This is a genomic window from Streptomyces sp. NPDC029164 (assembly GCF_055563995.1).
On the sequence record NZ_JBVHWW010000064.1, the window covers coordinates 1 to 21,700 of the forward strand.

Genomic DNA, 21,700 nt, shown 5'->3' on the forward strand with positions numbered 1-21,700 from the left:
TCCCCCCCCCCCCCCCCTCTTCCCTCCCCCCCCCCCCCCCCCCCCCCCCCCCCCCCCCCCCCCCCCCCCCACACACCCCCCCCCCCCCCCCCCCCCCCCCCCCCCCCCCCCCCCCTCAGCCGCGGTTCACTTGGACTCGTAGTAACCGAAGATGTCGACGACGAGGTCGACGTCCTCCCAGCCCTGGTTCCAGTAGTCGACGATGCCGTTCTTGCCGGAGCTCGCCTGGACCAGGTTCGGGACGGTCTTGCCGGCCGTCCAGTTCAGGGTCGAGGAGGTGGGGCGCGGCGGGAAGACCGCGGTCTGGTCCCTGTACTGCTGCACCGTGTTCGGGTCCGGCGCGACCGACAGGAAGCCGGTGCCGGTCGTGTTGGTCACGGTGGTGTTCAGCACGTACCCGTCGATGCCCACCTCGCCGGGCGAGGTCCCGTTGTACGTGTAGATGTAGTTCCGGGCGCGCAGCTGGCCGTAGGGCCAGGCGGGGTCACGGGTGTCGATCATGCGGCCCGGCTGGAGCGGCATGAAGGACGCCTTGCTGTCCTTGCTGTAGTAGCCGACGACGTCGACGATCACGTCGGTGCCCGCCCAGGCGCCGTTGAAGACGCTGATCCTGCCGTCCGCGCCGACGGGCACGATCACCGAGTTGGCGATCGTCTGACCGGGGGTGAAGTTCAGGTTGGACGCGGTCGGGGTGGCGCCGCCGCCCGGGAAGACCGACAGGTGGCCGGACTCCTTCGGGTTGGTGACCGTCACGTTGAGCGCCACGGCGGTGATGCCCTGGGGCACGCCGCGCAGGCCGCCGATCTGGGTGGAGAAGGTCTTGCGCCCGCCGAGCTGGCCCTTGACCGTGCCGAGGCCCTCGCGGGTGTCGACGAACCGGGCCGGGGTCATCGGCGCGTAGCCGCTCGCCTCGGTCCGGGTGAAGTAGCCGGTCACGTCCGCGATCAGGTCGACGGACTCCGCGCCGCGGTTGGCGAGCTCCACGTAGCCGTTCTTGCCGACCGGCACGATCACCAGGTTCGGGACGGTCTGGCCCGCCTCGAAGTTGACGTTCGACGTGGTCGGACGGTCGGTGCCCTCGGGGAACGCCGTGACGTGCCCGCCGGCGGTCGTGTTCGTGACGGTCAGGTTGAGGGCCACGGCGGTGACCCCGGCGGGGATCGCGCCGTTGCCGCCGACCTTCACGCGGGTGGAGCCGTACGGGGCGACCTTGCCCTGGGCGGCGCCGGTCCCGTCGCGGGTGTCGAGGAGGCGGGTGGGCGCGTACGGGACGAAGTCCGAGCCCGCGGTCATGACCTGGAACTCGTTGACGACCTCGGTCTGGTTCGCCGGGTCCGTCACGGTGACCTTGACGGTGTACTCGCCGAGCTCGGCGTAGGTGTGGGTGCTCTTGAGGACGGTCGAGCCGTAGGCGTCCATCCCGTCCGTGTTCCCGTCGCCCCAGTCGACGGTGACCTTCAGCGTGGAGTCCGCGCTGATGACGGTGGTCTCCAGGTCCAGTGCGTGCGCGGTGGTGCTCGCCGCGTTCAGCACGATGGCCAGGTCCGGGTTGCCGGCGGCCTGCGAGGCGCTGGCCCCGGCCTTCCCGCCGGGCAGGCCCTTGCGGACCGAGCGCTCGGCGGGGCTCTTGAAGGTCTTGAAGTTCGGCGCCGCGGCCTTCCCCAGATCCACGGCGGGAGCGGCCACGCCCTGCGCGCCCGGAGCGACCGGAGCGACCGGACCGGCCGCGTGGGCCATCCCCGGGACGAGACCGACCGTGGCCGCTATGACGGCAACGGAAATTACGAGACGGCGACTGCGCACCGTTCCCCCCATTTTTTGAACATGCTCAGGAACTGTCTGGGTCACAGTACATAGATCCTCGTCGCATGATCAGCCGATATCCCCGCGAAGAGGGGGAGTTGGCGAGATTCCGTCCGGCGTCAGCCCGCGCTGTCGTGGAGCTGTTCCGCCACCGTGAACCGGCAGTGGAAGACCTGCCAGCGTCCGTCCAGCACCAACAGGAAGGAATCGCCGTCCCGGTACAGGACCCGCCGCTTCGGCCTGTACGGATGCTGGGGTTTGTAGTCTTCGGCGTGTTCCCGCAGTGCGGCGACCGCCTCCTCGCGCGTCCCCTCGACGTGGCCCAGGACCTTGATGGACCACTCCCGGCCCTCGCCGCTGCCTGTGTGCTGCTCGACGAGCAACCCCCACCGGGCCATTACGCGCGCTCCCCGAACCACCGCGGGGTGCTGCTGCTCATGTCCGCTCTCCCGCCGACCGCTCGATGAGCCCCCTGGATCCACGGGGGCTCGGTGCCTGCGCGGATCCTCGCACACCGCCGGACGGCAGCGGCTACCAGGCCAGTTGGGCGATCTCCTCCGACACCACCGCGCACGCGTCCGCCGCCGGGTCGATGAGCGGGAAGTGCCCGATGCCGTCGAGGAGGGTCAGCCCCACCATCTCGCCCGCCTTCGCCGCCGCCGCCACGTAGGCCTCGGCCACCTGCTGCGGAACCACGATGTCGTCCCGTCCCTGCACCACCGCCGTGGCGATCCCCGTCGGCAGCAGCGCCGCCGGGTCCGCGTACGGCAGGCGGTCCGCGAAGCACTCCTCGCCGCCCAGCAGCTGCGCGCTCGCGCCGCCGCACACGCCCAGCTCCTCCGCCACCCCGAAGTCGGCGATCGGTGCCAGCGCCACCACGCCGCGCAGCGGCGGCGGGGAGGGCAGCCTCCACGGGGAGCCGTACGGGAGCATGTGCCGGGCCGCGGCCCACAGCGCGAGGTGCCCGCCCGCCGAGTGCCCGGTGACGACCAGACGGCGGACGTCGGCCTGCGGGAGCGCGGTGGCGGCCAGCTCCGGGAGGGCGTCCATCGCGGCGGCGACGTCGTCGAAGGTCTCCGGCCAGCGCCCGGCGACCGGACCGTCGGCGTGCTGGTGCGGGAGGGAACTGCCCCGCCGGTACTCGACGTTCGCGACGGCGAAACCCCGCCGGGCCAGGAAGTCCGCGAAGGGGGTGATGTGGCGCCTGTCGTACGGGGCCCGCCACGCGCCACCGTGCAGGACGGCCACCAGCGGCACCGGGCCGCCCGGGGTCTCGGTGCGCGGGGCGTAGAAGTCGACGACCTGGTCGGGGTGTTCCCCGTACGCGCCGGTCGCGTCCGGCGCGACGGCCGGATGGGAGAAGGCCGAGGCGGCCTCGGCGGCGTCCCGTTCCACGGCGGCGGGGTCCGTCATCGGCTCAACCTCTCGGTAACGCGTGGGACAGCGGGGACAGATGTTCCGGTGTTCCGGCAGAGCGGGACCGTATCAGTCTGGAACGAGAGGTTCCGTGCAGGGTCCGGGATGTGACCGGGCGGACGGAGCCGTAGCCCCGCCCGCCCGGTGATGTGACGTTTCGCTACCGAGTCACCCGAAAATGTGACCCAGTGTGCGCGCGGCACGCTCGGCGTCGGCGAAACCGACGTAGAGCGGGGTGAAGCCGAAGCGCAGGACGTCGGGCGCGCGGAAGTCGCCGATGACGCCCCGGGAGATGAGCTCGCCCATGACCTCACGGGCGTTCTCGGTGCGCAGCGAGATCTGGCTGCCGCGGTGCCCGTGCTCGTCCGGGGTGACCGACTCGACCCGGCCCTGCGGGACGTACGCCGCCACGCATGCCAGGAAGAAGTCGGTCAGGGCGAGCGACTTGGCCCGTACGGCCTCGACGGAGACGCCTTCCCAGGCGTCGAGCGCCGACTCCAGCGCCAGCATGGACAGGATGTCCGGGGTGCCGACGCGGCCGCGGGTCGCGCCCTCGGCCGCCTCGAAGGCCGGGGTCATCGCGAAGGGATCCGCGTGACCGTTCCAGCCCGGGAGCGGGGAGTCGAAGCCGGCCTGGTGGCGCGCGGCGATGTACAGGTACGCGGGGGAACCGGGGCCGCCGTTGAGGTACTTGTACGTGCAGCCGACCGCGAGGTCGACGGCGTGCGCGTCGAGGCCGACGGGGAGGGCCCCGGCGGAGTGGCACAGGTCCCAGACCGTGATCGCCCCGGCGGCTCGGGCCGCCGCGGTGAGGGCGGGCAGGTCGTGGAGCCGCCCGGTGCGGTAGTCGACGTGGTTGAGGAGGACCACCGCGGTGTCCGCGTCCATCGCCTCGGCCGCGTGCGAGGGATCCACCGGGGTGACGGTCAGACCCGTCATGCGGGCCGCCGACTCCGCTATGTAGCCGTCGGTCGGGAAGGTGGCCGCGTCGACCAGCATCCGGGTCCGGCCGGGGGCCGCGAGGCGGGCGGCACCGACCAGGGCCTTGAAGAGGTTGACGCTGGTGGAGTCGCCGACGACGACCTGGCCGGGGGCCGCGCCGACGAGCGGGGCGATCTTGTCGCCGATCCGCTCGGGGGCGGTCCACCAGCCGCTCTCGTCCCAGGACCGGATGAGGAGCTCGCCCCACTGCCGGGAGACGACGTCCGCGGTGGTGTCGGCGACGCCGGCCGGGAGCGCGCCGAGGGAGTTGCCGTCCAGGTAGACGACGCCGTCGGGGAGGGTGAAGCGCCCGCGGAGCTTGGCCAGCTCGTCGGCGGCGTCCAGGGATGCCGCGCGGGCCGCCAGGTCGGCGGGGCCGGAGGTCTCAGACATGGCTGCGGGCCGTCCAGAGCTCCGGGAACACGTTCTTCGTGGCGCGCTTCTCCAGCCAGGTCACGCCGGCCGAGCCGCCCGTGCCCGTCTTCGCGCCCATCGCGCGGCGGGTGGCGACCAGGTGATCGTTGCGCCAGCGCCAGACGAGCTCGGCCACGTCCGTGAGGACCTCGCCGAGGCGGTGCAGGTCCAGGTGCTCGTCCGGGGTGGCGTAGAGGCCCGTCCAGACGGCCTCGACCTCGGCCGAGGGCTCGTAGCGCAGCGAGAGGTCGCGGTCGAGGACGGCGGCCGGGACCGGGAGGCCGCGGCGGGCGAGCAGGCGCAGGACCTCGTCGTAGAGGCTCGGCTCGTGCAGGGCCTTCTCCAGCTCCGCGTGGACGCGCGGCGCGCCGCGGTGCGGGACCAGCATGGAGGAGGACTTCTCGCCGAGCAGGAACTCCATCCGGCGGTACATCGCCGACTGGAAGCCGGAACCTTCGCCTAGCGCGGAGCGGTAGGCGTTGAACTGTCCCGGGGTGAGCTGGGCGAGCGGGCGCCAGGAGGCGTTGAGGGCTTCGAGTTCGCGGAGGGAACGTTTCAGCGCATCCATCGCGACCGGGATGCGGTCCTCGCGCAGGGCCTTCGCGGCGGTTTCCCACTCGTGGACGATGACCGTGAACCACAGCTCCATGACCTGGGTCGTGACCAGGAAGACCATTTCGCCCGGGTCGTCCGAGCGGAGGTGCTGGAGGTGGGTGAGAACGTCCGCCTGGACGTAGTCCTCGTACGGGGTGGTGCCGTCGAAGTCGAGGTTCGGGGTGTCCGACCCGCCGACTCCGGAGGCATCAAGGGTGTTCGACATTTCTGTCTCCTCGACACGTGCTTCCGGGTAGCGGTCCGCTCCTTCCGTGAGGTGAGTGGAGCCCCGGTCCCCTGCCCGCAGCATAGGACACCCTCGCGCCGGCGCTCCAGCGGGGAGTGACGCAGACCACACAAATGCGGTCCGCGTCACTCCCCGCCGTACGGGATCAGGCGCTCAGCGTGTCCGCCGCCGTCGGGGAGGAGTCGCGCAGGAAGGTCGAGCAGCGCTCGTACTCCTCCTTCTCGCCGATCGCCCCGGCCGCGCGGGCCAGGGCGTGCAGGGCCCGCAGGAAGCCGCGGTTCGGCTCGTGCTCCCACGGCACCGGGCCGTGGCCCTTCCAGCCGGCGCGGCGCAGGGCGTCGAGGCCGCGGTGGTAGCCCGTGCGGGCGTAGGCGTACGACTCGACCGTGCTGCCGGCGGCGAAGGCCTCGTCGGCGAGGATCGCCCAGGCGAGGGAGGACGTCGGGTGCGCGGCGGCCACCTCGACGGCGGGGGTGCCGGCGGCGATGGCCTCACGGCCCGGCTCGTCGGGGAGGTGGGTGGGGGCGGGGCCCCCGAGCAGGTTCTGGTGAATGGACATGCCCCCAGTCTGCCGGGCCGCTGCCGCTGGGCCGCGCAGTGGTGGTCGCGCTCCGCCGCGGGAGGTGTGGATCCGCGGTCCCCGCCGGCGCCCCGGCGCGCCCCCGGACCGTCGCACGGGTCCGCCTCGTTCGGGCCGTACAGCACGCCGGCAGGTGCGCGAAGGGCCCGGCCTCCGTCGTGGACGGGGGGCCGGGCCCTTCGGTGGTGCGGGGTGGCCGCTGGGGCCGGCTACTTCAGCTTGGTACCGGTGGATCGCAGGTTCGCGCACGCCTCGGCGACACGCGCGGCCATGCCGGCCTCCGCGGCCTTGCCCCAGGTGCGGGGGTCGTACTTCGACTTGGTGCCGACCTCGCCGTCGACCTTCAGGACACCGGCGTAGTTGGTGAACATGTGGTCCACGACCGGGCGGGTGAAGGCGTACTGGGTGTCGGTGTCGAGGTTCATCTTCACGACGCCGTTCTCCAGCGCGGTGGCGATCTCCTCGGCCGTGGAGCCCGAACCGCCGTGGAAGACGAAGTCGAACGGCGAGGCCTTTCCGTACTTCTCGCCGACACCGGCCTGGAGGTCCTTGAGGAGCTCGGGGCGCAGGACGACGTTGCCGGGCTTGTAGACGCCGTGGACGTTGCCGAAGGACGCGGCCAGCAGGTAGCGCCCCTTCTCGCCCAGGCCCAGGGCCTCGGCGGTGCGGATGGCGTCGTCGACGGTCGTGTACAGCTCGTCGTTGATCTCGTGGCTGACGCCGTCCTCCTCGCCGCCGGTCGGGGTGATCTCGACCTCAAGGATGATCTTCGCGGCGACGGCCTTGGCGAGCAGCTCCTGGCCGATGGCCAGGTTGTCGGCCAGGGTCTCGGCGGAGCCGTCCCACATGTGCGACTGGAAGAGCGGGTTCAGACCGCGGGCCACGCGCTCGGCGGAGATGTCGAGCAGCGGGCGGACGTAGCCGTCCAGCTTGTCCTTGGGACAGTGGTCCGTGTGCAGCGCGACCGTGATGTCGTACTTGGCGGCCACGATGTGGGCGAACTCGGCCAGGGCTACCGCACCGGTGACCATGTCCTTGTTGTGCTGGCCACCCAGGAACTCCGCACCACCGGTGGAGATCTGGATGATGCCGTCGCTCTCGGCCTCCGCGAAGCCGCGCAGTGCAGCGTGCAGGGTCTGGGAGGAGGTCACGTTGATGGCCGGGTAGGCGAACTTGCCTGCCTTCGCCCGGTCGAGCATCTCGTTGTAGACCTCGGGGGTTGCGATGGGCATCTGTCCGCTCCTTGGATGTGCGGGGAGTGTGCTTATTACGGGCCCTGACCTGGGGGCGACGTCATCGTCGCGCCTATCTTTCCAGACTCAGCGCGGGGGTCCAGCCCGCCGGTCTCACGTGCTGGGCGAACGGCCCGGGATGTTTCACGTGAAACATCCCGGGCGCCCGCGAAAGGGCAGGTCAGGGCCGTATCAGACGTAGGCGAGGACCTTCGTCACCCGTTGTCGCGGTGGCCGGTCCGGCGCCCCCGGGACCCGAAAGGAGACCGGAAGAGGCCCTCCCTAGGACAGGCCCAGGTCCTCGAGGCGGTAGCCGGTGAGGTACGGGAGACCGGCCTCGGCGATGGCGTCGGCCGCCCCGCGGTCGACGATCGTGGCGACGGCGACGACCTCGCCGCCGGCCTCGCGGACCGCCTCGACGGCGGTCAGCGGGGAACCGCCGGTGGTCGAGGTGTCCTCGACGACGAGGCAGCGCTTGCCCTTCACGTCGGTGCCCTCGATGCGGCGCTGCATGCCATGGGCCTTCTGCGCCTTGCGGACGACGAAGGCGTCCAGGCGCTGACCGCGCGCGGCGGAGGCGTGCAGCATCGAGGTCGCGACCGGGTCGGCGCCCAGGGTCAGACCGCCGACGCAGTCGAAGTCCAGCTCGGCGGTCAGGTCGAGCATGACCTGGCCGACCAGCGGGGCCGCCTCGCCGTCGAGGGTGATCCGGCGGAGGTCGATGTAGTAGTCGGCCTCCCGGCCGGAGGAGAGGATCACCTTGCCGTGCACGACGGCCTTGTCCTTGATCTGCTGCAGAAGCGCATCCCGTACGTCACTCATGGCCCTGAGCTTAATTGCGCCCTAGCGCAGCCGCCGCCACGTCCACGTCGTGGAGACCTCCAGCGGATCCACCGGCGTGACCAGGCGCGGCAGGGTGTTCAGCCCGTTCGGCGGGCCGGACTGCGGCTCCACACAGACGGCCTCGGACTCCTCGTCGTAGACGACCACCCATTCGGCCCGGCTGGTGAGCCTCAGTTCCAGGGTGCCGGGCCAGGTGAGGGTGACGTCGACGCCGTGCGGCATGCCGAAGCAGTCGTCCCAGGGGCCGGGCTTCGGGTCGATGCGGTGGCCGGTGGGGAGGTGGTCGGCGCCGCGCTCCTCCTGCCAGGCGGGCTCGAAGGAGAGCTCGGCCGCCCCGCCTCCGGTCCCGAGGTCGCGCAGGAACCAGGGGTGCCAGCCGGCCTGGGCCGGGAAGGAGTCCCCGTAGGTCTCGACGCCCAGGGTGAGGGTGAGCGCGTCCTCGGTGAGCGCGAGGACCTGGGTGACCCGGCCGGGGTACGGCCACGGCTCGACGAGGTCGTAGGTGAACGCCGCCTCGGTGGCGGTGGCTCCCGCCGGGCGCCAGGGGGCGTCGCGGCCGAACCCGTGGAGGGCGTGCGGCGGGTGGTTGACCGGCATCTGGTGAACGGTGCCGCCGTCACGGAACCGGCCGTCCTCGATCCGGCCGCACCACGGGACCATCGGGAACGCCCCGTACCGCGGGCCCTGGCGCAGCAGCTCCGTCCCGTCGATGCGCAGGCTGCTGATGCGGCAGCCGTTCTCCTGGTCGACCGTCACCTCGGCGCCGCCGGCGCTCAGTTGCGTACTCATGCGGTCGACCCTAATGCGGGCCGCGGCCGCAGGTCAGCGGCGGCGGCGCAGGGCCCGGCCGATGACGACCGCCGAGGCCAGCGCGAGGGCGGCGGCGGGGGCGATCCAGCGCAGGCTGTCGCCGGCGGTGGTGGCGGCGGGCGCGGGAACCGGGGCGTACCGGCCGCGCGGCGGCGCGTGGTCCACCTCCTCCGCACTGCGGCCGATCATGGTGCGGCGGGCGTGCGCGGCCTCGGCCGGAGGCCGCGGGGCCCCGTCCAGCTCCTCGAACCCGCCGGCCAGGAACGGGTCCAGCGACGGGGGCGGCACCTCGGTGTCGGAGAGGGAGGCGCTGACCTCGGTGACATCGTCCTCGACGAACCCCGGACCGGCCTCGGCGCTCTCCTCCGCCTCCTCGGCCTCGGCGACGGGGTCACCGAGCGCGGATCCGGCGCTCAGCTGGCCGGCGACCCGGTCCAGCAGCCGCTGTACGGTGGCGGCCGCGGCCTCGGGGGTGAAGGCGGCGGCGCGCCCGTCGGCGGTGGCCCGGGCGGTGAAGTCCAGCCGGGTCCCGTCCTCGGCGGGGGAAAGCCGCAGGTCCACGGAGAACTTCACCGTCCCGCTGCCGCGGACCTCCGTGCCCTCACCCTCGAAGGTGAAGTGGCCGGGGTCCCGCTCGATGACGGCGAGGGCCCCCCGGTAGGTCACGGTGCTCCCGCCGACGCGGACCTTCAGCCGGCCGGAGACCGGCCCGGCGTCGGTGTCGGCGTCACGCTGGAGTCCGGGCACGCACCGGGCGACCCGGGCGGGGTCGCGCAGCACGGCGCGGAGATCGTCTGCCGGTACCGGGACGAACACCTGATGCTCCATGTGGACGAGCCTACCGACGACAGCGCGCCGGGTCACGAATACCGCGGGTGCGGAAGGGTCGACGGCGGGAGCCCGGGCACCCGGGTGCGTTCCGCGTCGCGCGCCGCGTCCTGCAGCGAGCGCGCCGACAGCGAGCGCAGGGCGGGCGTGTCGCGGTCCACGTGCAGCGGGGGGACCCCGTCGCGGGCGGCCAGGACGAAGCCCCAGTCCTGTGGCGGTGCCTCGGCCACGCCGAGGGGGGTGCGGTCGGGTCCGGCGGCGAAGCCCGACAGGCGGCCGCCCGCGCTGTACGGGGCGGTCCGCAGACCGGCCGCGCGCAGGGTGGAGTCGACGGTCCAGTACGTCCGCGGGCGCGTGGCCAGCGGACCGGCGTGCACGGCGATCCGGCCCCCGGGGCGCAGGGCCCGCGCGGCCAGCCCGTAGAACTCCTGCGAGTACAGCTTCGTGCTGGGGGTGATGCCCGGGTCCGGGAGGTCGGAGACGATGACGTCGAAGCGGCCGGCGGCGGCCGGCCCGCGCAGCCAGTGGAAGGCGTCCTGCGTGACGACGGCCAGGCGGGGGTCCTCGTACGCCCGGGCGTTGAGCGCGGAGAGCATCGGATCGGTGCGGGCGAGGCCGACCACGCCGGGGTCGAGCTCGACGACGGTGACGGAGGCGACGTCCCGGTAGCGGAGCACCTCGCGGGCGGCGAGCCCGTCGCCGCCGCCGAGGACCAGGACCCGGGCGTGCGGGCCGGTCATCGCGGGGTGGACCAGGGCTTCGTGGTAGCGGTACTCGTCGTAGCCGCTGACCCGCAGCCGTCCGTCGAGGTACAGGTCGAGGGAGCGCGGGGAGCCGGTCGGGGGGCCGGTGAGCACCAGCTCCTGCACCCCGGTCCGGACGGCGACGCGCACCTCCCCGCCGTAGACGGCGCGCCGGGCCACCCGCTCGAAGTCGTCGGCGAGGACGGTCGCCGAGGCGAGCACGGCCAGCACGGTCACGTTGGCGGCGATCAGCAGCCAGCGGCAGCGGCGGCTCAGGTCGCGGCGGAACAGCCACAAGACCAGCCCGCCGCCGACGGCCGCGTTGACGGTGCCGGTGAGCATGGCGCCGGTGAGCTGGCCGAGCATCGGGAGCAGCAGGAACGGGAAGGCGAGGCCGCCGACGAGGGCGCCGACGTAGTCGGCGGCGAACAGGTCGGCGACGGCCCCGCCCGCGTCCTGTCTGCGGATGCGCTGGATGAGGACCATCAGCAGCGGGATCTCCGCGCCGATGAGCACCCCGATGGCGAAGGAGAAGGCGACGAGGGCGGGACGGGACTCCCCCAGCCAGGCGAAGCTCGCGTAGAGCGCCATGGCCGAGAGCCCGCCCAGGAGGGCGAGCCCGGCTTCGATGGCGCCGAAGCCGAAGGCGGGCCGGTGGCGCAGGCGCTTGGCGAGCAGGGAGCCGACGCCCATGGCGAAGACCATGACGGACAGCACGACCGACGCCTGGGTGACGGAGTCGCCGATGAGGTAGGTGCCCAGGGCGAGCAGCTCCAGTTCGTACACGAGCCCGCAGGCGGCGCAGACGAACACGGTGGCCAGGACGAGGAGTCGGCCGGTCCGGGGCCGTACGGGCAGGGCGGCCGGGACGGTCGCGGCGCCCCGCGGCTCCGGAGCCGGGAGCACCCGGCGCGGGACGGAACGGTCGATCATGCAGCGAACCGTACGTCACCGCTCACCTACAGCCGGTCACCCACATGGGTGCAAGTGGCGCATCGATCCAGCCAGTTGGCGTAATGGCGAGGGGCCTTCCGCGCCCCGGAGGCGCCGCCCGGCCCCTCGGCCGCTACAGCAGCGCCGGCGATTCCAGCGCCGCGGCCGCCGGGGCCCCCGCCCGTACGCCCACCCGGGTCCGGGTGGCCACCAGCTGGCCCTCCTGCGGGTACGCGTGCCAGGTCCGCCAGCGCACCTGGCCCTCGTAGCGCTGCGCGAGCATGGCCGTGAAGGCGTGCGGACTTCCGGGAAACGTCCCCGCTAGCCCGTTCGGGTGGTCAGCCACCAGTGCGAGCAGCTCCTGCGCCCGCCCCGCGAAGGAGCCGCGGGACAGCGTCTCGACCCGCGCGGCGAACTCGTACTCCCAGTCACCCACCCGCTTGGCCACGCCGAGCGGCAGCGGCGTACTGCTGCCGGGCATACAGGCGACCGTCTCCGAGCAGAGCACCTCGGCCTCTTCCAGAAGAACCTGGTGGGAGGCCCCGAGCAGGCGCAACTCCACCTTGGCTCCGGACAGTTCGAGGTTCAGTACGGCCAGGGCGGGCAGCCGGTCCCGACCCAGGGCCCAGGCGAGATCGGCGGCACGCGTGTCGGTGTAGGAGGTCTGGAGGGTCGTGAGCATGAGTCGGCTCCGCAAACGCGCGAGGGAGATGGGCCGGGGCCCGCCAGCGGTAGTCAACGGGTGGGGGGACACCGGCACGGGTCCACAGGAAGTCCAGGGAGGTCCGAGGACTGGTCTACTCAACCGAGGGAATCATGAAAGGCACGGCACTCACAGCGTTTTTACCCAACTTGACGGGGTTTACATCCCCCCGGGGGCTCCACAGTTCACGTGTTCAACGGGTTGCGTCCCGCGCGTCGTCATGCATCGACGAACGAGTCGTCACGCAGGGGCGAACGACGAGGACGCCCGGCGGAAACGGGACCGCCGAACGCCCTCCTCCACGCGGTGCCGGCTGCCCCGTGTCAGCTGGAACCGCACCCCCCGCCGCCGCACGAGGACGACGAGCCACAGGACGAGGAAGAGCCACAGCCCGAGCCGCCGCCCCCGTCCACCCACGAGCTGCCGCTGCGCTTGCGGCGGCCGCCGCTCTGCCCGCTCTTGGCCGAGCGGGCCGCGACCACCACGACGAACGCGACGATCAGGAATGCGCCAACGATGAAGACGAACATGCAGTCCGCCCTTCTCTCACGCCCCGGTCTTCCCGGGGAGCGGGATCCCCTCGTCCCGCGTGAAGGGGGGATGCCCCCGGGCCGCACGGCCCAAAGCACACTTGAGGAAGTCCAGAGGTTGACCCCAGGATGACGCCCATGAGCGCACCCGTGAGCAGCGACCGCCCCTTCCTGAACCGCCGGCTGGCGGCCTTCGGCACGACGATCTTCGCGGAGATGTCGGCACTGGCCGCCCGCACCGGTTCGATCAACCTCGGCCAGGGCTTCCCCGACACCGACGGCCCGGCGGAGATCGCCGAGGCGGCCTCCCGCGCGGTCCTCACGGGCCGGGGCAACCAGTACCCGCCCGGCCCCGGCGTCCCCGAGCTGCGCACCGCGATCGCCGCGCACCAGCAGCGCTTCTACGGCCTGTCCTACGACCCCGACACCGAGGTCCTGGTCACGGCGGGCGCCACCGAGGCCATCGCCGCCTCCCTCCTCGCCCTCTTGGAGCCCGGTGACGAGGTCATCGCCCTGGAGCCGTACTACGACTCGTACGCGGCCTGCATCGCGATGGCCGGCGCCGTACGCGTCCCGGTCACCCTGCGCCCGCACGCCGGGGCCTTCGCCCTCGACCTGGACGAACTGCGCGCCGCCGTCACCCCGCGCACCCGCCTGCTCCTGCTGAACACCCCGCACAACCCGACGGGCACCGTCCTGACCGCGGCCGAGCTCGCCGCGATCGCCGAGCTGGCGGTCGAGCGCGACCTGCTGGTCGTCACGGACGAGGTGTACGAACACCTGGTCTTCGAGGGCGTCCACATCCCCCTGGCGGGCCTCCCGGGCATGCGCGAGCGCACGGTCACCATCTCCTCGGCCGGGAAGACCTTCTCCTTCACGGGCTGGAAGGTCGGCTGGGTCACCGCGCCCCCGGAGCTGGTCACGGCCGTCCGCTCGGCGAAGCAGTTCCTCACCTACGTCTCCTCGGGCCCCTTCCAGTACGCGATCGCCGAGGCCCTCGCCCTCCCCGACACGTACTACGAGACCTTCCGCGCCGGCCTGGCCGCCAAGCGCGACATCCTCGCCGACGGGCTCACGGCGGCCGGCTTCGAGGTCTTCCGCCCGCAGGGCACGTACTTCATCACCACCGACATCACCCCCCTCGGCGAGAAGGACGGCCTCGCCTTCTGCCGCGCCCTGCCCGAGCGCTGCGGCGTCGTCGCCATCCCGAACCAGGTCTTCTACGACGACAAGTCCGCCGGCGCCACCCAGGTCCGCTGGGCCTTCTGCAAGCGCGAGGACGTCCTGCGGGAGGCCGCCTCCCGGCTGCGCGGCCTCTGACACCCGGCCCCCGGGCCCCCGCCGCCCGGCGCCGGCCGCGCCGGGTGCTTGCGGCCGGCCGAGGCCGGTGTGAAGCTGTCGCCCGCACGAGTGCCCGAAGCCTCACCTCCCGGTGAGCGGACCTCACCGAGAGACGGAAGTCGGGATTCATGGCAACGGGCAGAGCGACCGTGTCCGCGTCGCCCCTGGAGATGCGCGCGGTCCGGGCCGTACGGTCGGCCGCGCCGCCGGCGGTGATAGCGCTCGGCGTGTTCGCCGCCGTGCGCGGGGCCGGGATGCTGGTGCTCGCCCTCGGGTCGTGGTGGGCCGGACGGGATCCGCTGCGGGTGCTCGGCCGGTCCTGGGACGCGGACTGGTACCTGCGGATCGCGGCCCACGGCTACGGGCGCACCCTGATGTGGCCCGACGCCGCCACCGGCACCGGGCCCGTGCAGAGCGACCAGGCCTTCTTTCCGCTCTACCCCGCGCTGATACGGGCCGTCTCCGGCATCCTGCCCGGCGGGCCCGTGCCCGCCGCGCTCCTCGTCACCTGGACGGCCGCCGCCGTCGCCGCCGTGGGGATCTACCGGGTCGGGGAGCGGGTCGTCGGGCCGCGCGCCGGGCTGCTGCTCGTGGGGCTGTGGGCGGCCCTGCCGCACTCGGTGGTCCTCACCCTCGCCTACACCGAGGCGCTGCTGGCCGCCTTCGCCGCCTGGGCCCTGCACGCCCTGCTGCGCGGCCGCTGGCTGTGGGCCGCCGGCCTCGCCGGACTCGCCGGGCTGACCCGGCCCACCGGGCTCGCCGTCGCGGCCGCCGTGTCGGCCATGGCCCTCCACGCGATCCTCGTACGAAGATCCCGGGCACCCGAGGTGTGGGTGGCCGGGCTGGTGGCGCCGGCGGGCTGGGCGGCGTACGTCCTGGCCGTCGGGGTGAAGGCGCGCGACCCCTTCGGCGGCTATTTCGCCGTGCAGCGCAGCTGGGGCTCCCGCTTCGACTTCGGCGTCGGGGCGCTGCGCTCGGCGGAGCGGGTGCTGACCGGCGGGCACGTGGCGCTCGCGACCACCGTGACGGTGGTGCTGCTGGCCGCGGCCGGGCTGCTCGCCGTGCTGCTGGTCCTGGACCGCACCCCGCTCGCGCTGCTCGTCTACACGGCCGTCCTGCTGGTGATGGCCTTCGGCGGGGCCGGCTTCTTCGAGTCCAAGCCGCGCTTCCTGCTGCCGGCCTTCCCGCTGCTCCTGCCGCTGGCGGCCGTCATGGCGCGAGCCCGGCCGCGCACCGCGGTCGTGGTGACCGCGGTGGTGGCCGGGCTCGGTTACGGCTACGGGCTGTACCTGCTTCTGGTGGCCCGGGTGCCGCTCTAGTCAGTTGTCGCTGTCGGCGTCGCCTTCGCCGTCGTTCTCGCCGTCGGTGGAGTCGATGTCCTTCTCCAGACCGAGCTGCTCGACGAGCCACTTGTCGAACTCGATGGAGGCGCGGACCCAGCTGACCGTGGAGGACACGAAGTGCTCCAGGTTGACGCCGGTGCCGATCAGCATCTGCGCCTCACCGATCAGGCGGACCGAGCCGTCGTCGTGCGTGTGGCTGTAGACCTTCGGCCACAGGGTGCGGCGGTTCCAGTCGTCGATCGACTCGAGAAGCTGCGGCTTCTCGTCGATCTTGTGCGGACGGTCGTAGAAGGTCCGCACCGAGAAAACCTGCTGCTCGTCCTCGCCGCGGAACATGAAGTACGTGCGGAACTCCTCCCACGGCGCCGCGAGGTCACCCTCGTCGTCGACGACGTACTTGAGCTCCATCTGCTCCAGCAGCTGCTTGACCAGATCCTGGTCGGGGACGACGGGGCCCGCCGGTCCTGTGGCCTGCGGATCGGGCTGCTGCCCTCCGAAGTTCGGAATCGAGGCCGGGTCGATGCTCACCGTGTTTTTCCCTTCGTGCGGATACATCCATCCTCCCCCATCCCGCCCACCCCGTGTCCAGCCCCGCACGTACGATCCGCTCCGGGCAGAACGAGTAGGAACCGAGTAAGAACCAGGTGAGGGAGGGCGCATGCCCCTGCGCGGTACGTTCAAGCCGGTCCTGGGGCCGGCGCTGGCCGTCGGTGCCGCCGTGTGCGCCGTGGTGCTGTGGCAGGCCACGGAGGATCCGGACGACGAAGGCGGCCCCCGGGGGACGGCCGACTGCGCGCAGGCCATGGCGTTCGCCCGGATGGCCCCGCCGGCGGGTCTGCGGGACGGCCGGTGCGACCGGACCGAGGCGGCGGACGGCCGCGCGACGGTCCTGGGCACGTTCCGCATGGAGCACGCCGATGTCGAGGCGTGGGTCGCGTCCTTCCCGAAGGCACCGGAGCTGGTCGCCTGCCCCGGTCCCTGGCCCGAGAACTACGACCCGGAGAGCGAGGGGTGCTTCGCCCTCGTCCACGACGAGCCGCAGCCCGGCCGGGCGGCCGGGCTGCGGCTGCGGATCACCCCGGAGGTCGGGACGACCTCGAAGATCCGCTTCGACGCCTCCTGAGGCGGCCGACGGCGATCTGAGGGGTGTCCTGAGCTGGTGTCCTGAGCTGGTGTCCTGAGCTGGTGTCCTGACGGCGGGCGCCCCGCTCAGAGCGCCTTGCCGACCAGCAGGTCCTCGCCCGCCACGTCGACCCGTACGGTGTCGCCGTCGCGGACCTCGCCCGAGAGGATCTCCTTGGCCAGCCGGTCGCCGATCGCCGTCTGGATCAGGCGGCGCAGCGGCCGGGCACCGTACGCCGGGTCGTTGCCCTTGTCCGCCAGCCAGGCCAGGGCCTCGGGCGTGACGTCCAGGGTGAGGCGCCGGTCGGCCAGCCGCTTGGCCAGGCGGCCGATCTGGAGCTCGGCGATGTGCGCGAGCTCGTCGCCGGACAGGGCGGAGAAGACCACCAGGTCGTCCAGGCGGTTCAGGAACTCCGGCTTGAAGGTGGACCGCACCACGTCCAGGACTTGCTGCTTCTTCTGTTCGGCGGCTGTGGCCGGATCCATCAGGCTGTGCTCGATCAAAAACTGACTGCCCAGGTTCGAGGTCAGGATCAGGATGGTGTTGCGGAAGTCCACGGTCCGGCCCTGGCCGTCCGTGAGGCGGCCGTCGTCCAGGACCTGGAGCAGGATGTCGAAGACCTCGGGGTGGGCCTTCTCCACCTCGTCCAGGAGCACCACGCTGTACGGGCGGCGGCGGACGGCCTCCGTGAGCTGGCCGCCCTCCTCGTAGCCGACGTAGCCGGGCGGGGCGCCGACGAGGCGGGCCACGCTGTGCTTCTCGCCGTACTCCGACATGTCGATGCGGATCATGGCCCGCTCGTCGTCGAAGAGGAAGTCGGCCAGGGCCTTGGCCAGCTCCGTCTTGCCCACGCCCGTCGGGCCGAGGAAGAGGAAGGAGCCGGTCGGGCGGTCGGGGTCGGCGATGCCGGCGCGGGTGCGGCGCACGGCGTCGGAGACGGCCCGTACGGCCTCGCCCTGGCCGATCAGGCGGCGGCCCAGCTCGTCCTCCATGCGCAGGAGCTTCTGGGTCTCGCCCTCCAGCAGGCGGCCCGCCGGGATCCCCGTCCAGGCGCCCACCACGTCCGCGATGTCGTCGGGGCCGACCTCGTCCTTGACCATCGTCCCCTTGGACGCCTCGGCCTCGGCCTCGGTGGCCTCCGCCAGCTCGCGCTCCAGGGTCGGGATCTCGCCGTAGAGCAGCTTGGAGGCGGTGTCGAAGTCGCCGTCGCGCTGGGCGCGCTCGGCCTGGCCGCGCAGGTCGTCCAGGCGCTCCTTGAGCTCGCCGACGCGGTTGAGGGACTGCTTCTCCTTCTCCCAGCGGGCGGTCAGGCCGCGCAGGTCCTCCTCCTTGTCGGCGAGGTCCTTGCGGATCTTCTCCAGGCGCTCCATCGAGGCCGGGTCGGACTCGTTCTTCAGCGCCAGCTCCTCCATGCGCAGCCGGTCCACGGAGCGCTGGAGCTCGTCGATCTCCAGCGGGGAGGAGTCGATCTCCATGCGCAGCCGGGACGCGGCCTCGTCGACGAGGTCGATGGCCTTGTCGGGGAGGAAGCGGGAGGTGATGTACCGGTCGGAGAGGGTCGCGGCGGCCACCAGCGCGCTGTCGTTGATGACGACCTTGTGGTGGGCCTCGTAGCGGCCCTTGAGCCCGCGCAGGATGGCGATGGTGTCCTCGACGGACGGTTCGGCGACCAGCACCTGCTGGAAGCGGCGCTCCAGGGCCGGGTCCTTCTCGATGCGCTCGCGGTACTCGTCGAGGGTGGTCGCGCCGACCATGCGCAGCTCGCCGCGGGCCAGCATGGGCTTGAGCATGTTGCCCGCGTCCATGGCGGAGTCGCCGCCGGCGCCCGCGCCGACGACCGTGTGCAGCTCGTCGATGAAGGTGATGATCTGCCCGTCGCTGGACTTGATCTCGGCGAGTACGGTCTTCAGCCGCTCCTCGAACTCGCCGCGGTACTTGGCGCCCGCGACCATCGCGCCGAGGTCCAGGGAGACCAGGCGCTTGTTCTTCAGGGACTCGGGGACGTCGCCCTTGACGATGCGCTGGGCCAGGCCCTCGACGACGGCCGTCTTGCCGACGCCGGGCTCGCCGATGAGCACCGGGTTGTTCTTCGTGCGGCGCGAGAGCACCTGCACGACGCGGCGGATCTCGTGGTCGCGGCCGATGACCGGGTCGAGCTTGCCCTCGCGCGCGGCCGCCGTGAAGTCGGTGCCGAACTTCTCCAGGGCCTTGTACTGACCCTCGGGGTCGGGGGTGGTCACCCGCCGTCCTCCTCGTGCGTTCTCGAAGGCGGCCAGCAGCTTCTTCGCGCTCGCGCCCTGGGCGGAAAGGACCTCACCCGCCGCGCCGCCCTTGGCGGCGATGGCGATGAGCAGGTGTTCGGTGGAGAGGTACTCGTCGCCGAGCTTGCCGGCCCGGGCGTCGGCCTCGGCGAGTACGGCGAGCAGGTCGCGGGTGGGCTGCGGGGGCGCGACGGTGGAGCCGGTGACGCTGGGCAGGGCGGCCAGCAGCCGCTCCGCGCCCGCCCGCACCTCGGCCTGGTCGGCGTCGGTGGCGGCCAGCAGGTCGGTGACGTTCTCGTTGTCCTCGCCGGCGAGCAGGGCCAGCAGCAGGTGCGCGGGGGTCAGATCGGCATGGCCGTCCTTGACGGCCCTGCTGGTGGCCGCGTTCAGCGCGTCCCGGCTCTTGTTGGTCAGCTCGGCGTCCACTGCGTCTTCTCCTCTCCGGAGGGATCAGAACTCAAGTATGAACTCTGACAGAGTCAACCTATGCAAAGTTGAGTCTATTCCACTCAAGGCAGGTGAGGACACCACCGGCCCGTACCCTTCGGCGCATGTCCCATGACGTACTCAACCCGACGCCCGATTACCTCGCCTTCTGGCGGGAGCGGCACGTCTGCACGCTGACCACCCCGCGCCCCGACGGCACTCCGCACGTGGTGCCGGTGGGCGTGACGTACGACCCGGAGGCCGGGCTGGCACGGGTGATCAGCAACAAGCACAGCAAGAAGGTGCGCAACGTCCTCGCGACGCAGGCACAGGCGCCGGCGGGCGGGGCCCGGGTCGCGGTCTGCCAGATGGAAGGGCGCCGCTGGGCCACCCTCGAAGGGCGCGCGGTGGTCCGTACGGACGAGGCGTCGGTCGCCGACGCCGTGGCGCGCTACGCGGTGCGGTACGGCCGCACGCCGTCACCCAATCCGGACCGCGTGGTCATCGAGATCACCCTGGACCGGGCCATGGGGCGCGCGTGAGCCGTTGATTCTTCATCTTGTCCGGTTCAGGCACTGGACGCGGGCATCACAACGGCGCCATCGTGGTCAGGTCCACGATGGCGCCGTTGTGTGGGGGTAGCGCCTGAGCGATCTGCAACGACGGGGGAATCGCTTCAGGCACTGCGGGGGGTGGCGGTGGTGATATCGGGTTCGAAGAGCTGGTGGTCGCGCTGATCGAGATTGACGAAGACCATTCCGTAGCGCACCTCGCAGCGGACGGGCTGCGGCGCGCCCCGCGGGCGGCGCAGGCACCGGTAGGCACGTACGTCCTCGTCCTCCTCGCGCACGACGACGATCGGTTGGCCGAACAGGGTGACCATCAACGAGTCGCCGGGGTGGGGGATGGCCGTGGCGAGATCGATGAACTGCCAGCCCGAGCGGTATGCGGATGCCATCTCGCGGCGGAAGCCGCGGTCGTCGGGGGTCACGCGGACACCGTCACAGGAACCTCGGTCCACCCCGTATCGCCGCCGCTGCCGCCCAGCTGGCCGCTGGTCCAGCCGGTGTCCGCGTACTTGCCCACGGGCGCCGTGGTCCAGCCGGTGTCGAACTCCGTGCTCGTCAGGCTGGTGCCCTGACCGCCCCTAGCGCTCCCCGCGTCACTTTCGACGGCGCTGACTGCCCCAAAAACCGCAACGGCGGAGAAACCTATGGCAAGCACCGAGCGAAGCATTCTCTTGAACATGGTCGGCTTCGTCCTCACTTGATGGAATCCTCTCCCCCGCGTGTCAGACGATGGCTCATTCAGGCACGTCAATGCCACAGGGACGATGCATCATGTTCTTGCATGTTCAGGACCCTGGGGGGTGGAGATTTGACGCGAAACGAGACAAAGGCGACACATCCCCACCCCGTCACGTCCATGTGCGCCGAGGGAACGCGGCTCTACGCGACTGCGCTGAGCACCGGCCGGATCGCCCGGGGCGAGATCCAGAACGCCCCCTGCCTGCTTGAATTCGCCCTTCTGCAGCCCGACCCGGATGACGCGAACCAACTACGACCGGTTCCCCCGTCCGTCGCATTGGCTCAACGGCTCCACCCGATTGAACGCGAGATCCAAGACCGCCGGCGCAGCGCTGTAGATCTCACCGACACTTTCGAGCCTTTCCTGGCCATCAGCGCGCAGAGCCCGGCCAACACCCATGCCATCACCGTGCTGGAGGGTTTCGAGCGGATCAACGCCGCCCTCAACCTCGCGACGGCCGAATGCCACACCGAGGTGCTGACGGTACAGCCGGGCGGGGCCCGCCCCTCCGAGGCCCTGACCCAGGCCCTGGAGCGCGACCAGCCGCTGATCGACCGCGGGGTCAGCATACGGACCCTCTACCAGCACACCGCCCGGCACAGCCAGGGCACGCTCGCCTACGTGGACCGCATCTCCACGGGCAAGGTGGAGATCCGCACGCTCGAAGAACTGATAGAGCGGCTCATCATCTTCGACCGCACGGTCGCCTTCATCCCGGTGAGCGACGACCGCCGGGTCGCACTGGAGCTGCGCCACCCGGGCCTCGTCGACTACCTCATCAAGGTGTTCGAGCAGCTGTGGCACCGTGCCGTGCCCTTGCAGGAGGAGGTGACCTACCGGAGCACCCCCGGCGGGATCACCGGCGTGCAGCGGACCATCGCCCAGCTCCTCATCGAGGGCCACGTCGACGAGGCCATCGCCCGCCGCCTCGGCATGAACGTCCGCACCTGCCGGGCGCACATCGCCAAGCTCGCCACCACCCTCGGCAGCGGCAGCCGCGCCCAGCTCGGCTACCTCATCGCCCAGTCGGGCATCCTGGGCCGGCCGTCCGCCCCTGACCGGGACTGCGGCGAGGATCTGGACCAGGACCCCGACGGGGACCGCGAAGGCCTCTAGAAAGCCGCCGGGGCCCCCCCCTGGGGGGGGGGGGCCGGGGGGGTGGGAAAGGGGCCAGGTCCGTCCCACAGGGGGTTTTGGCTTGGGCGCCCCACGACCCCGGGAATTCCCCTCTGTCGGGGTTT

Annotated in this window: 22 protein-coding genes; 5 read left to right on the forward strand and 17 right to left on the reverse strand. The window is 72.1% G+C overall.

What is annotated here, in order from left to right; all coding sequences use genetic code 11:
- Positions 1–126 precede the first annotated feature (126 nt).
- The 13 genes from ACZ4VT_RS35985 to ACZ4VT_RS36045 form a co-directional block, all read right to left on the reverse strand.
- Complete coding sequence (locus tag ACZ4VT_RS35985; protein ID WP_467955586.1) at positions 127–1,737, reverse strand: PKD domain-containing protein; 1,611 nt, start codon at positions 1,735–1,737, stop codon at positions 127–129.
- 185 nt (positions 1,738–1,922) lie between these two features.
- Positions 1,923–2,201, reverse strand: a complete 279-nt coding sequence (locus ACZ4VT_RS35990) for a hypothetical protein (protein WP_362811306.1) — start codon at positions 2,199–2,201, stop codon at positions 1,923–1,925.
- A gap of 133 nt (positions 2,202–2,334) precedes the next feature.
- Positions 2,335–3,216, reverse strand: a complete 882-nt coding sequence (locus ACZ4VT_RS35995) for an alpha/beta hydrolase (protein ID WP_467955587.1) — start codon at positions 3,214–3,216, stop codon at positions 2,335–2,337.
- Positions 3,217–3,387: 171 nt separating this feature from the next.
- Entirely contained in the window at positions 3,388–4,593 is a 1,206-nt protein-coding gene (kynU, locus tag ACZ4VT_RS36000) for a kynureninase (RefSeq protein ID WP_362811300.1), read from the reverse strand.
- Entirely contained in the window at positions 4,586–5,434 is an 849-nt protein-coding gene (locus ACZ4VT_RS36005) for a tryptophan 2,3-dioxygenase family protein (RefSeq protein WP_467955588.1), read from the reverse strand. The genes kynU and ACZ4VT_RS36005 overlap by 8 nt, the downstream gene beginning before the upstream one ends.
- Before the next feature lie 166 nt (positions 5,435–5,600).
- A complete protein-coding gene (locus ACZ4VT_RS36010; protein WP_361752303.1) occupies positions 5,601–6,014 on the reverse strand; it encodes a DUF3151 domain-containing protein in 414 nt (137 codons plus the stop codon).
- A gap of 230 nt (positions 6,015–6,244) precedes the next feature.
- Entirely contained in the window at positions 6,245–7,267 is a 1,023-nt protein-coding gene (gene fbaA / locus ACZ4VT_RS36015; RefSeq protein WP_030709236.1) for a class II fructose-bisphosphate aldolase, read from the reverse strand.
- Positions 7,268–7,549: 282 nt separating this feature from the next.
- Entirely contained in the window at positions 7,550–8,089 is a 540-nt protein-coding gene (pyrE, locus tag ACZ4VT_RS36020) for an orotate phosphoribosyltransferase (protein WP_030817422.1), read from the reverse strand.
- Between the two features lie 21 nt (positions 8,090–8,110).
- Positions 8,111–8,899, reverse strand: coding sequence for an aldose epimerase family protein (locus ACZ4VT_RS36025; protein WP_467955589.1), 789 nt, complete (start codon positions 8,897–8,899; stop codon positions 8,111–8,113).
- 33 nt (positions 8,900–8,932) lie between these two features.
- The gene (locus ACZ4VT_RS36030; protein WP_467955590.1) at positions 8,933–9,748 is read right to left on the reverse strand and encodes an SRPBCC family protein; all 816 of its coding nucleotides are present in this window, start codon (positions 9,746–9,748) and stop codon (positions 8,933–8,935) included.
- Between the two features lie 32 nt (positions 9,749–9,780).
- Complete coding sequence (locus tag ACZ4VT_RS36035; protein ID WP_467955591.1) at positions 9,781–11,424, reverse strand: polyamine aminopropyltransferase; 1,644 nt, start codon at positions 11,422–11,424, stop codon at positions 9,781–9,783.
- A 133-nt stretch (positions 11,425–11,557) separates the two neighbouring features.
- Positions 11,558–12,106: a DUF2617 family protein gene (locus tag ACZ4VT_RS36040; RefSeq protein ID WP_362851621.1), complete on the reverse strand. Its 549-nt coding sequence runs from the start codon at positions 12,104–12,106 to the stop codon at positions 11,558–11,560.
- A 344-nt stretch (positions 12,107–12,450) separates the two neighbouring features.
- Positions 12,451–12,657, reverse strand: a complete 207-nt coding sequence (locus ACZ4VT_RS36045) for a hypothetical protein (protein ID WP_467955592.1) — start codon at positions 12,655–12,657, stop codon at positions 12,451–12,453.
- A gap of 129 nt (positions 12,658–12,786) precedes the next feature.
- On the opposite strand from ACZ4VT_RS36045, the gene ACZ4VT_RS36050 reads away from it, so the two are divergent.
- Both ACZ4VT_RS36050 and ACZ4VT_RS36055 read left to right on the forward strand, forming a co-directional pair.
- Positions 12,787–13,977: a pyridoxal phosphate-dependent aminotransferase gene (locus tag ACZ4VT_RS36050; RefSeq protein ID WP_467955593.1), complete on the forward strand. Its 1,191-nt coding sequence runs from the start codon at positions 12,787–12,789 to the stop codon at positions 13,975–13,977.
- 149 nt (positions 13,978–14,126) lie between these two features.
- The gene (locus ACZ4VT_RS36055; protein ID WP_467955594.1) at positions 14,127–15,317 is read left to right on the forward strand and encodes a hypothetical protein; all 1,191 of its coding nucleotides are present in this window, start codon (positions 14,127–14,129) and stop codon (positions 15,315–15,317) included.
- Here ACZ4VT_RS36055 and ACZ4VT_RS36060 read toward each other — a convergent pair whose 3' ends face one another.
- Positions 15,318–15,869: a type III secretion system chaperone family protein gene (locus tag ACZ4VT_RS36060; RefSeq protein WP_467955595.1), complete on the reverse strand. Its 552-nt coding sequence runs from the start codon at positions 15,867–15,869 to the stop codon at positions 15,318–15,320.
- A 130-nt stretch (positions 15,870–15,999) separates the two neighbouring features.
- Here ACZ4VT_RS36060 and ACZ4VT_RS36065 point away from each other — a divergent pair, with 130 nt between their 5' ends.
- Positions 16,000–16,464: a hypothetical protein gene (locus ACZ4VT_RS36065; RefSeq protein ID WP_467955596.1), complete on the forward strand. Its 465-nt coding sequence runs from the start codon at positions 16,000–16,002 to the stop codon at positions 16,462–16,464.
- Between the two features lie 86 nt (positions 16,465–16,550).
- Here the strand turns inward: ACZ4VT_RS36065 and clpB are convergent, their stop codons facing one another.
- The gene (clpB, locus tag ACZ4VT_RS36070; protein ID WP_467955597.1) at positions 16,551–19,151 is read right to left on the reverse strand and encodes an ATP-dependent chaperone ClpB; all 2,601 of its coding nucleotides are present in this window, start codon (positions 19,149–19,151) and stop codon (positions 16,551–16,553) included.
- Between the two features lie 125 nt (positions 19,152–19,276).
- Between clpB and ACZ4VT_RS36075 the strand changes: the two genes are divergently transcribed.
- Positions 19,277–19,693, forward strand: coding sequence for a pyridoxamine 5'-phosphate oxidase family protein (locus ACZ4VT_RS36075; protein ID WP_467955598.1), 417 nt, complete (start codon positions 19,277–19,279; stop codon positions 19,691–19,693).
- A gap of 134 nt (positions 19,694–19,827) precedes the next feature.
- Here ACZ4VT_RS36075 and ACZ4VT_RS36080 read toward each other — a convergent pair whose 3' ends face one another.
- Together ACZ4VT_RS36080 and ACZ4VT_RS36085 are read right to left on the reverse strand one after the other, a co-directional pair.
- Positions 19,828–20,109, reverse strand: a complete 282-nt coding sequence (locus ACZ4VT_RS36080) for a Rieske (2Fe-2S) protein (RefSeq protein WP_051762453.1) — start codon at positions 20,107–20,109, stop codon at positions 19,828–19,830.
- Positions 20,110–20,138: 29 nt separating this feature from the next.
- Entirely contained in the window at positions 20,139–20,417 is a 279-nt protein-coding gene (locus ACZ4VT_RS36085) for a hypothetical protein (protein WP_362811260.1), read from the reverse strand.
- Positions 20,418–20,501: 84 nt separating this feature from the next.
- Between ACZ4VT_RS36085 and ACZ4VT_RS36090 the strand changes: the two genes are divergently transcribed.
- A complete protein-coding gene (locus ACZ4VT_RS36090; protein WP_467955599.1) occupies positions 20,502–21,575 on the forward strand; it encodes a helix-turn-helix transcriptional regulator in 1,074 nt (357 codons plus the stop codon).
- Positions 21,576–21,700: the final 125 nt, after the last annotated feature.

What these genes read in the sequence shown, in the direction of transcription:
- ACZ4VT_RS36035 (WP_467955591.1), bottom strand. Translation starts at nt 11,424, where the DNA reads ATGATCGACCGTTCCGTCCCGCGCCGGGTGCTCCCGGCTCCGGAGCCG.
- ACZ4VT_RS36065 (WP_467955596.1), top strand. Translation starts at nt 16,000, where the DNA reads ATGCCCCTGCGCGGTACGTTCAAGCCGGTCCTGGGGCCGGCGCTGGCC.
- ACZ4VT_RS36005 (WP_467955588.1), bottom strand. Translation starts at nt 5,434, where the DNA reads ATGTCGAACACCCTTGATGCCTCCGGAGTCGGCGGGTCGGACACCCCG.
- ACZ4VT_RS36030 (WP_467955590.1), bottom strand. Translation starts at nt 9,748, where the DNA reads ATGGAGCATCAGGTGTTCGTCCCGGTACCGGCAGACGATCTCCGCGCC.
- kynU (WP_362811300.1), bottom strand. Translation starts at nt 4,593, where the DNA reads ATGTCTGAGACCTCCGGCCCCGCCGACCTGGCGGCCCGCGCGGCATCC.
- ACZ4VT_RS36025 (WP_467955589.1), bottom strand. Translation starts at nt 8,899, where the DNA reads ATGAGTACGCAACTGAGCGCCGGCGGCGCCGAGGTGACGGTCGACCAG.
- ACZ4VT_RS35995 (WP_467955587.1), bottom strand. Translation starts at nt 3,216, where the DNA reads ATGACGGACCCCGCCGCCGTGGAACGGGACGCCGCCGAGGCCGCCTCG.
- ACZ4VT_RS35985 (WP_467955586.1), bottom strand. Translation starts at nt 1,737, where the DNA reads ATGGCCCACGCGGCCGGTCCGGTCGCTCCGGTCGCTCCGGGCGCGCAG.
- ACZ4VT_RS36040 (WP_362851621.1), bottom strand. Translation starts at nt 12,106, where the DNA reads ATGCTCACGACCCTCCAGACCTCCTACACCGACACGCGTGCCGCCGAT.
- fbaA (WP_030709236.1), bottom strand. Translation starts at nt 7,267, where the DNA reads ATGCCCATCGCAACCCCCGAGGTCTACAACGAGATGCTCGACCGGGCG.
- ACZ4VT_RS36055 (WP_467955594.1), top strand. Translation starts at nt 14,127, where the DNA reads ATGGCAACGGGCAGAGCGACCGTGTCCGCGTCGCCCCTGGAGATGCGC.
- ACZ4VT_RS36050 (WP_467955593.1), top strand. Translation starts at nt 12,787, where the DNA reads ATGACGCCCATGAGCGCACCCGTGAGCAGCGACCGCCCCTTCCTGAAC.
- ACZ4VT_RS36075 (WP_467955598.1), top strand. Translation starts at nt 19,277, where the DNA reads ATGTCCCATGACGTACTCAACCCGACGCCCGATTACCTCGCCTTCTGG.
- ACZ4VT_RS36090 (WP_467955599.1), top strand. Translation starts at nt 20,502, where the DNA reads ATGTTCAGGACCCTGGGGGGTGGAGATTTGACGCGAAACGAGACAAAG.
- ACZ4VT_RS36010 (WP_361752303.1), bottom strand. Translation starts at nt 6,014, where the DNA reads ATGTCCATTCACCAGAACCTGCTCGGGGGCCCCGCCCCCACCCACCTC.
- ACZ4VT_RS35990 (WP_362811306.1), bottom strand. Translation starts at nt 2,201, where the DNA reads ATGGCCCGGTGGGGGTTGCTCGTCGAGCAGCACACAGGCAGCGGCGAG.
- ACZ4VT_RS36045 (WP_467955592.1), bottom strand. Translation starts at nt 12,657, where the DNA reads ATGTTCGTCTTCATCGTTGGCGCATTCCTGATCGTCGCGTTCGTCGTG.
- pyrE (WP_030817422.1), bottom strand. Translation starts at nt 8,089, where the DNA reads ATGAGTGACGTACGGGATGCGCTTCTGCAGCAGATCAAGGACAAGGCC.
- ACZ4VT_RS36080 (WP_051762453.1), bottom strand. Translation starts at nt 20,109, where the DNA reads ATGGCATCCGCATACCGCTCGGGCTGGCAGTTCATCGATCTCGCCACG.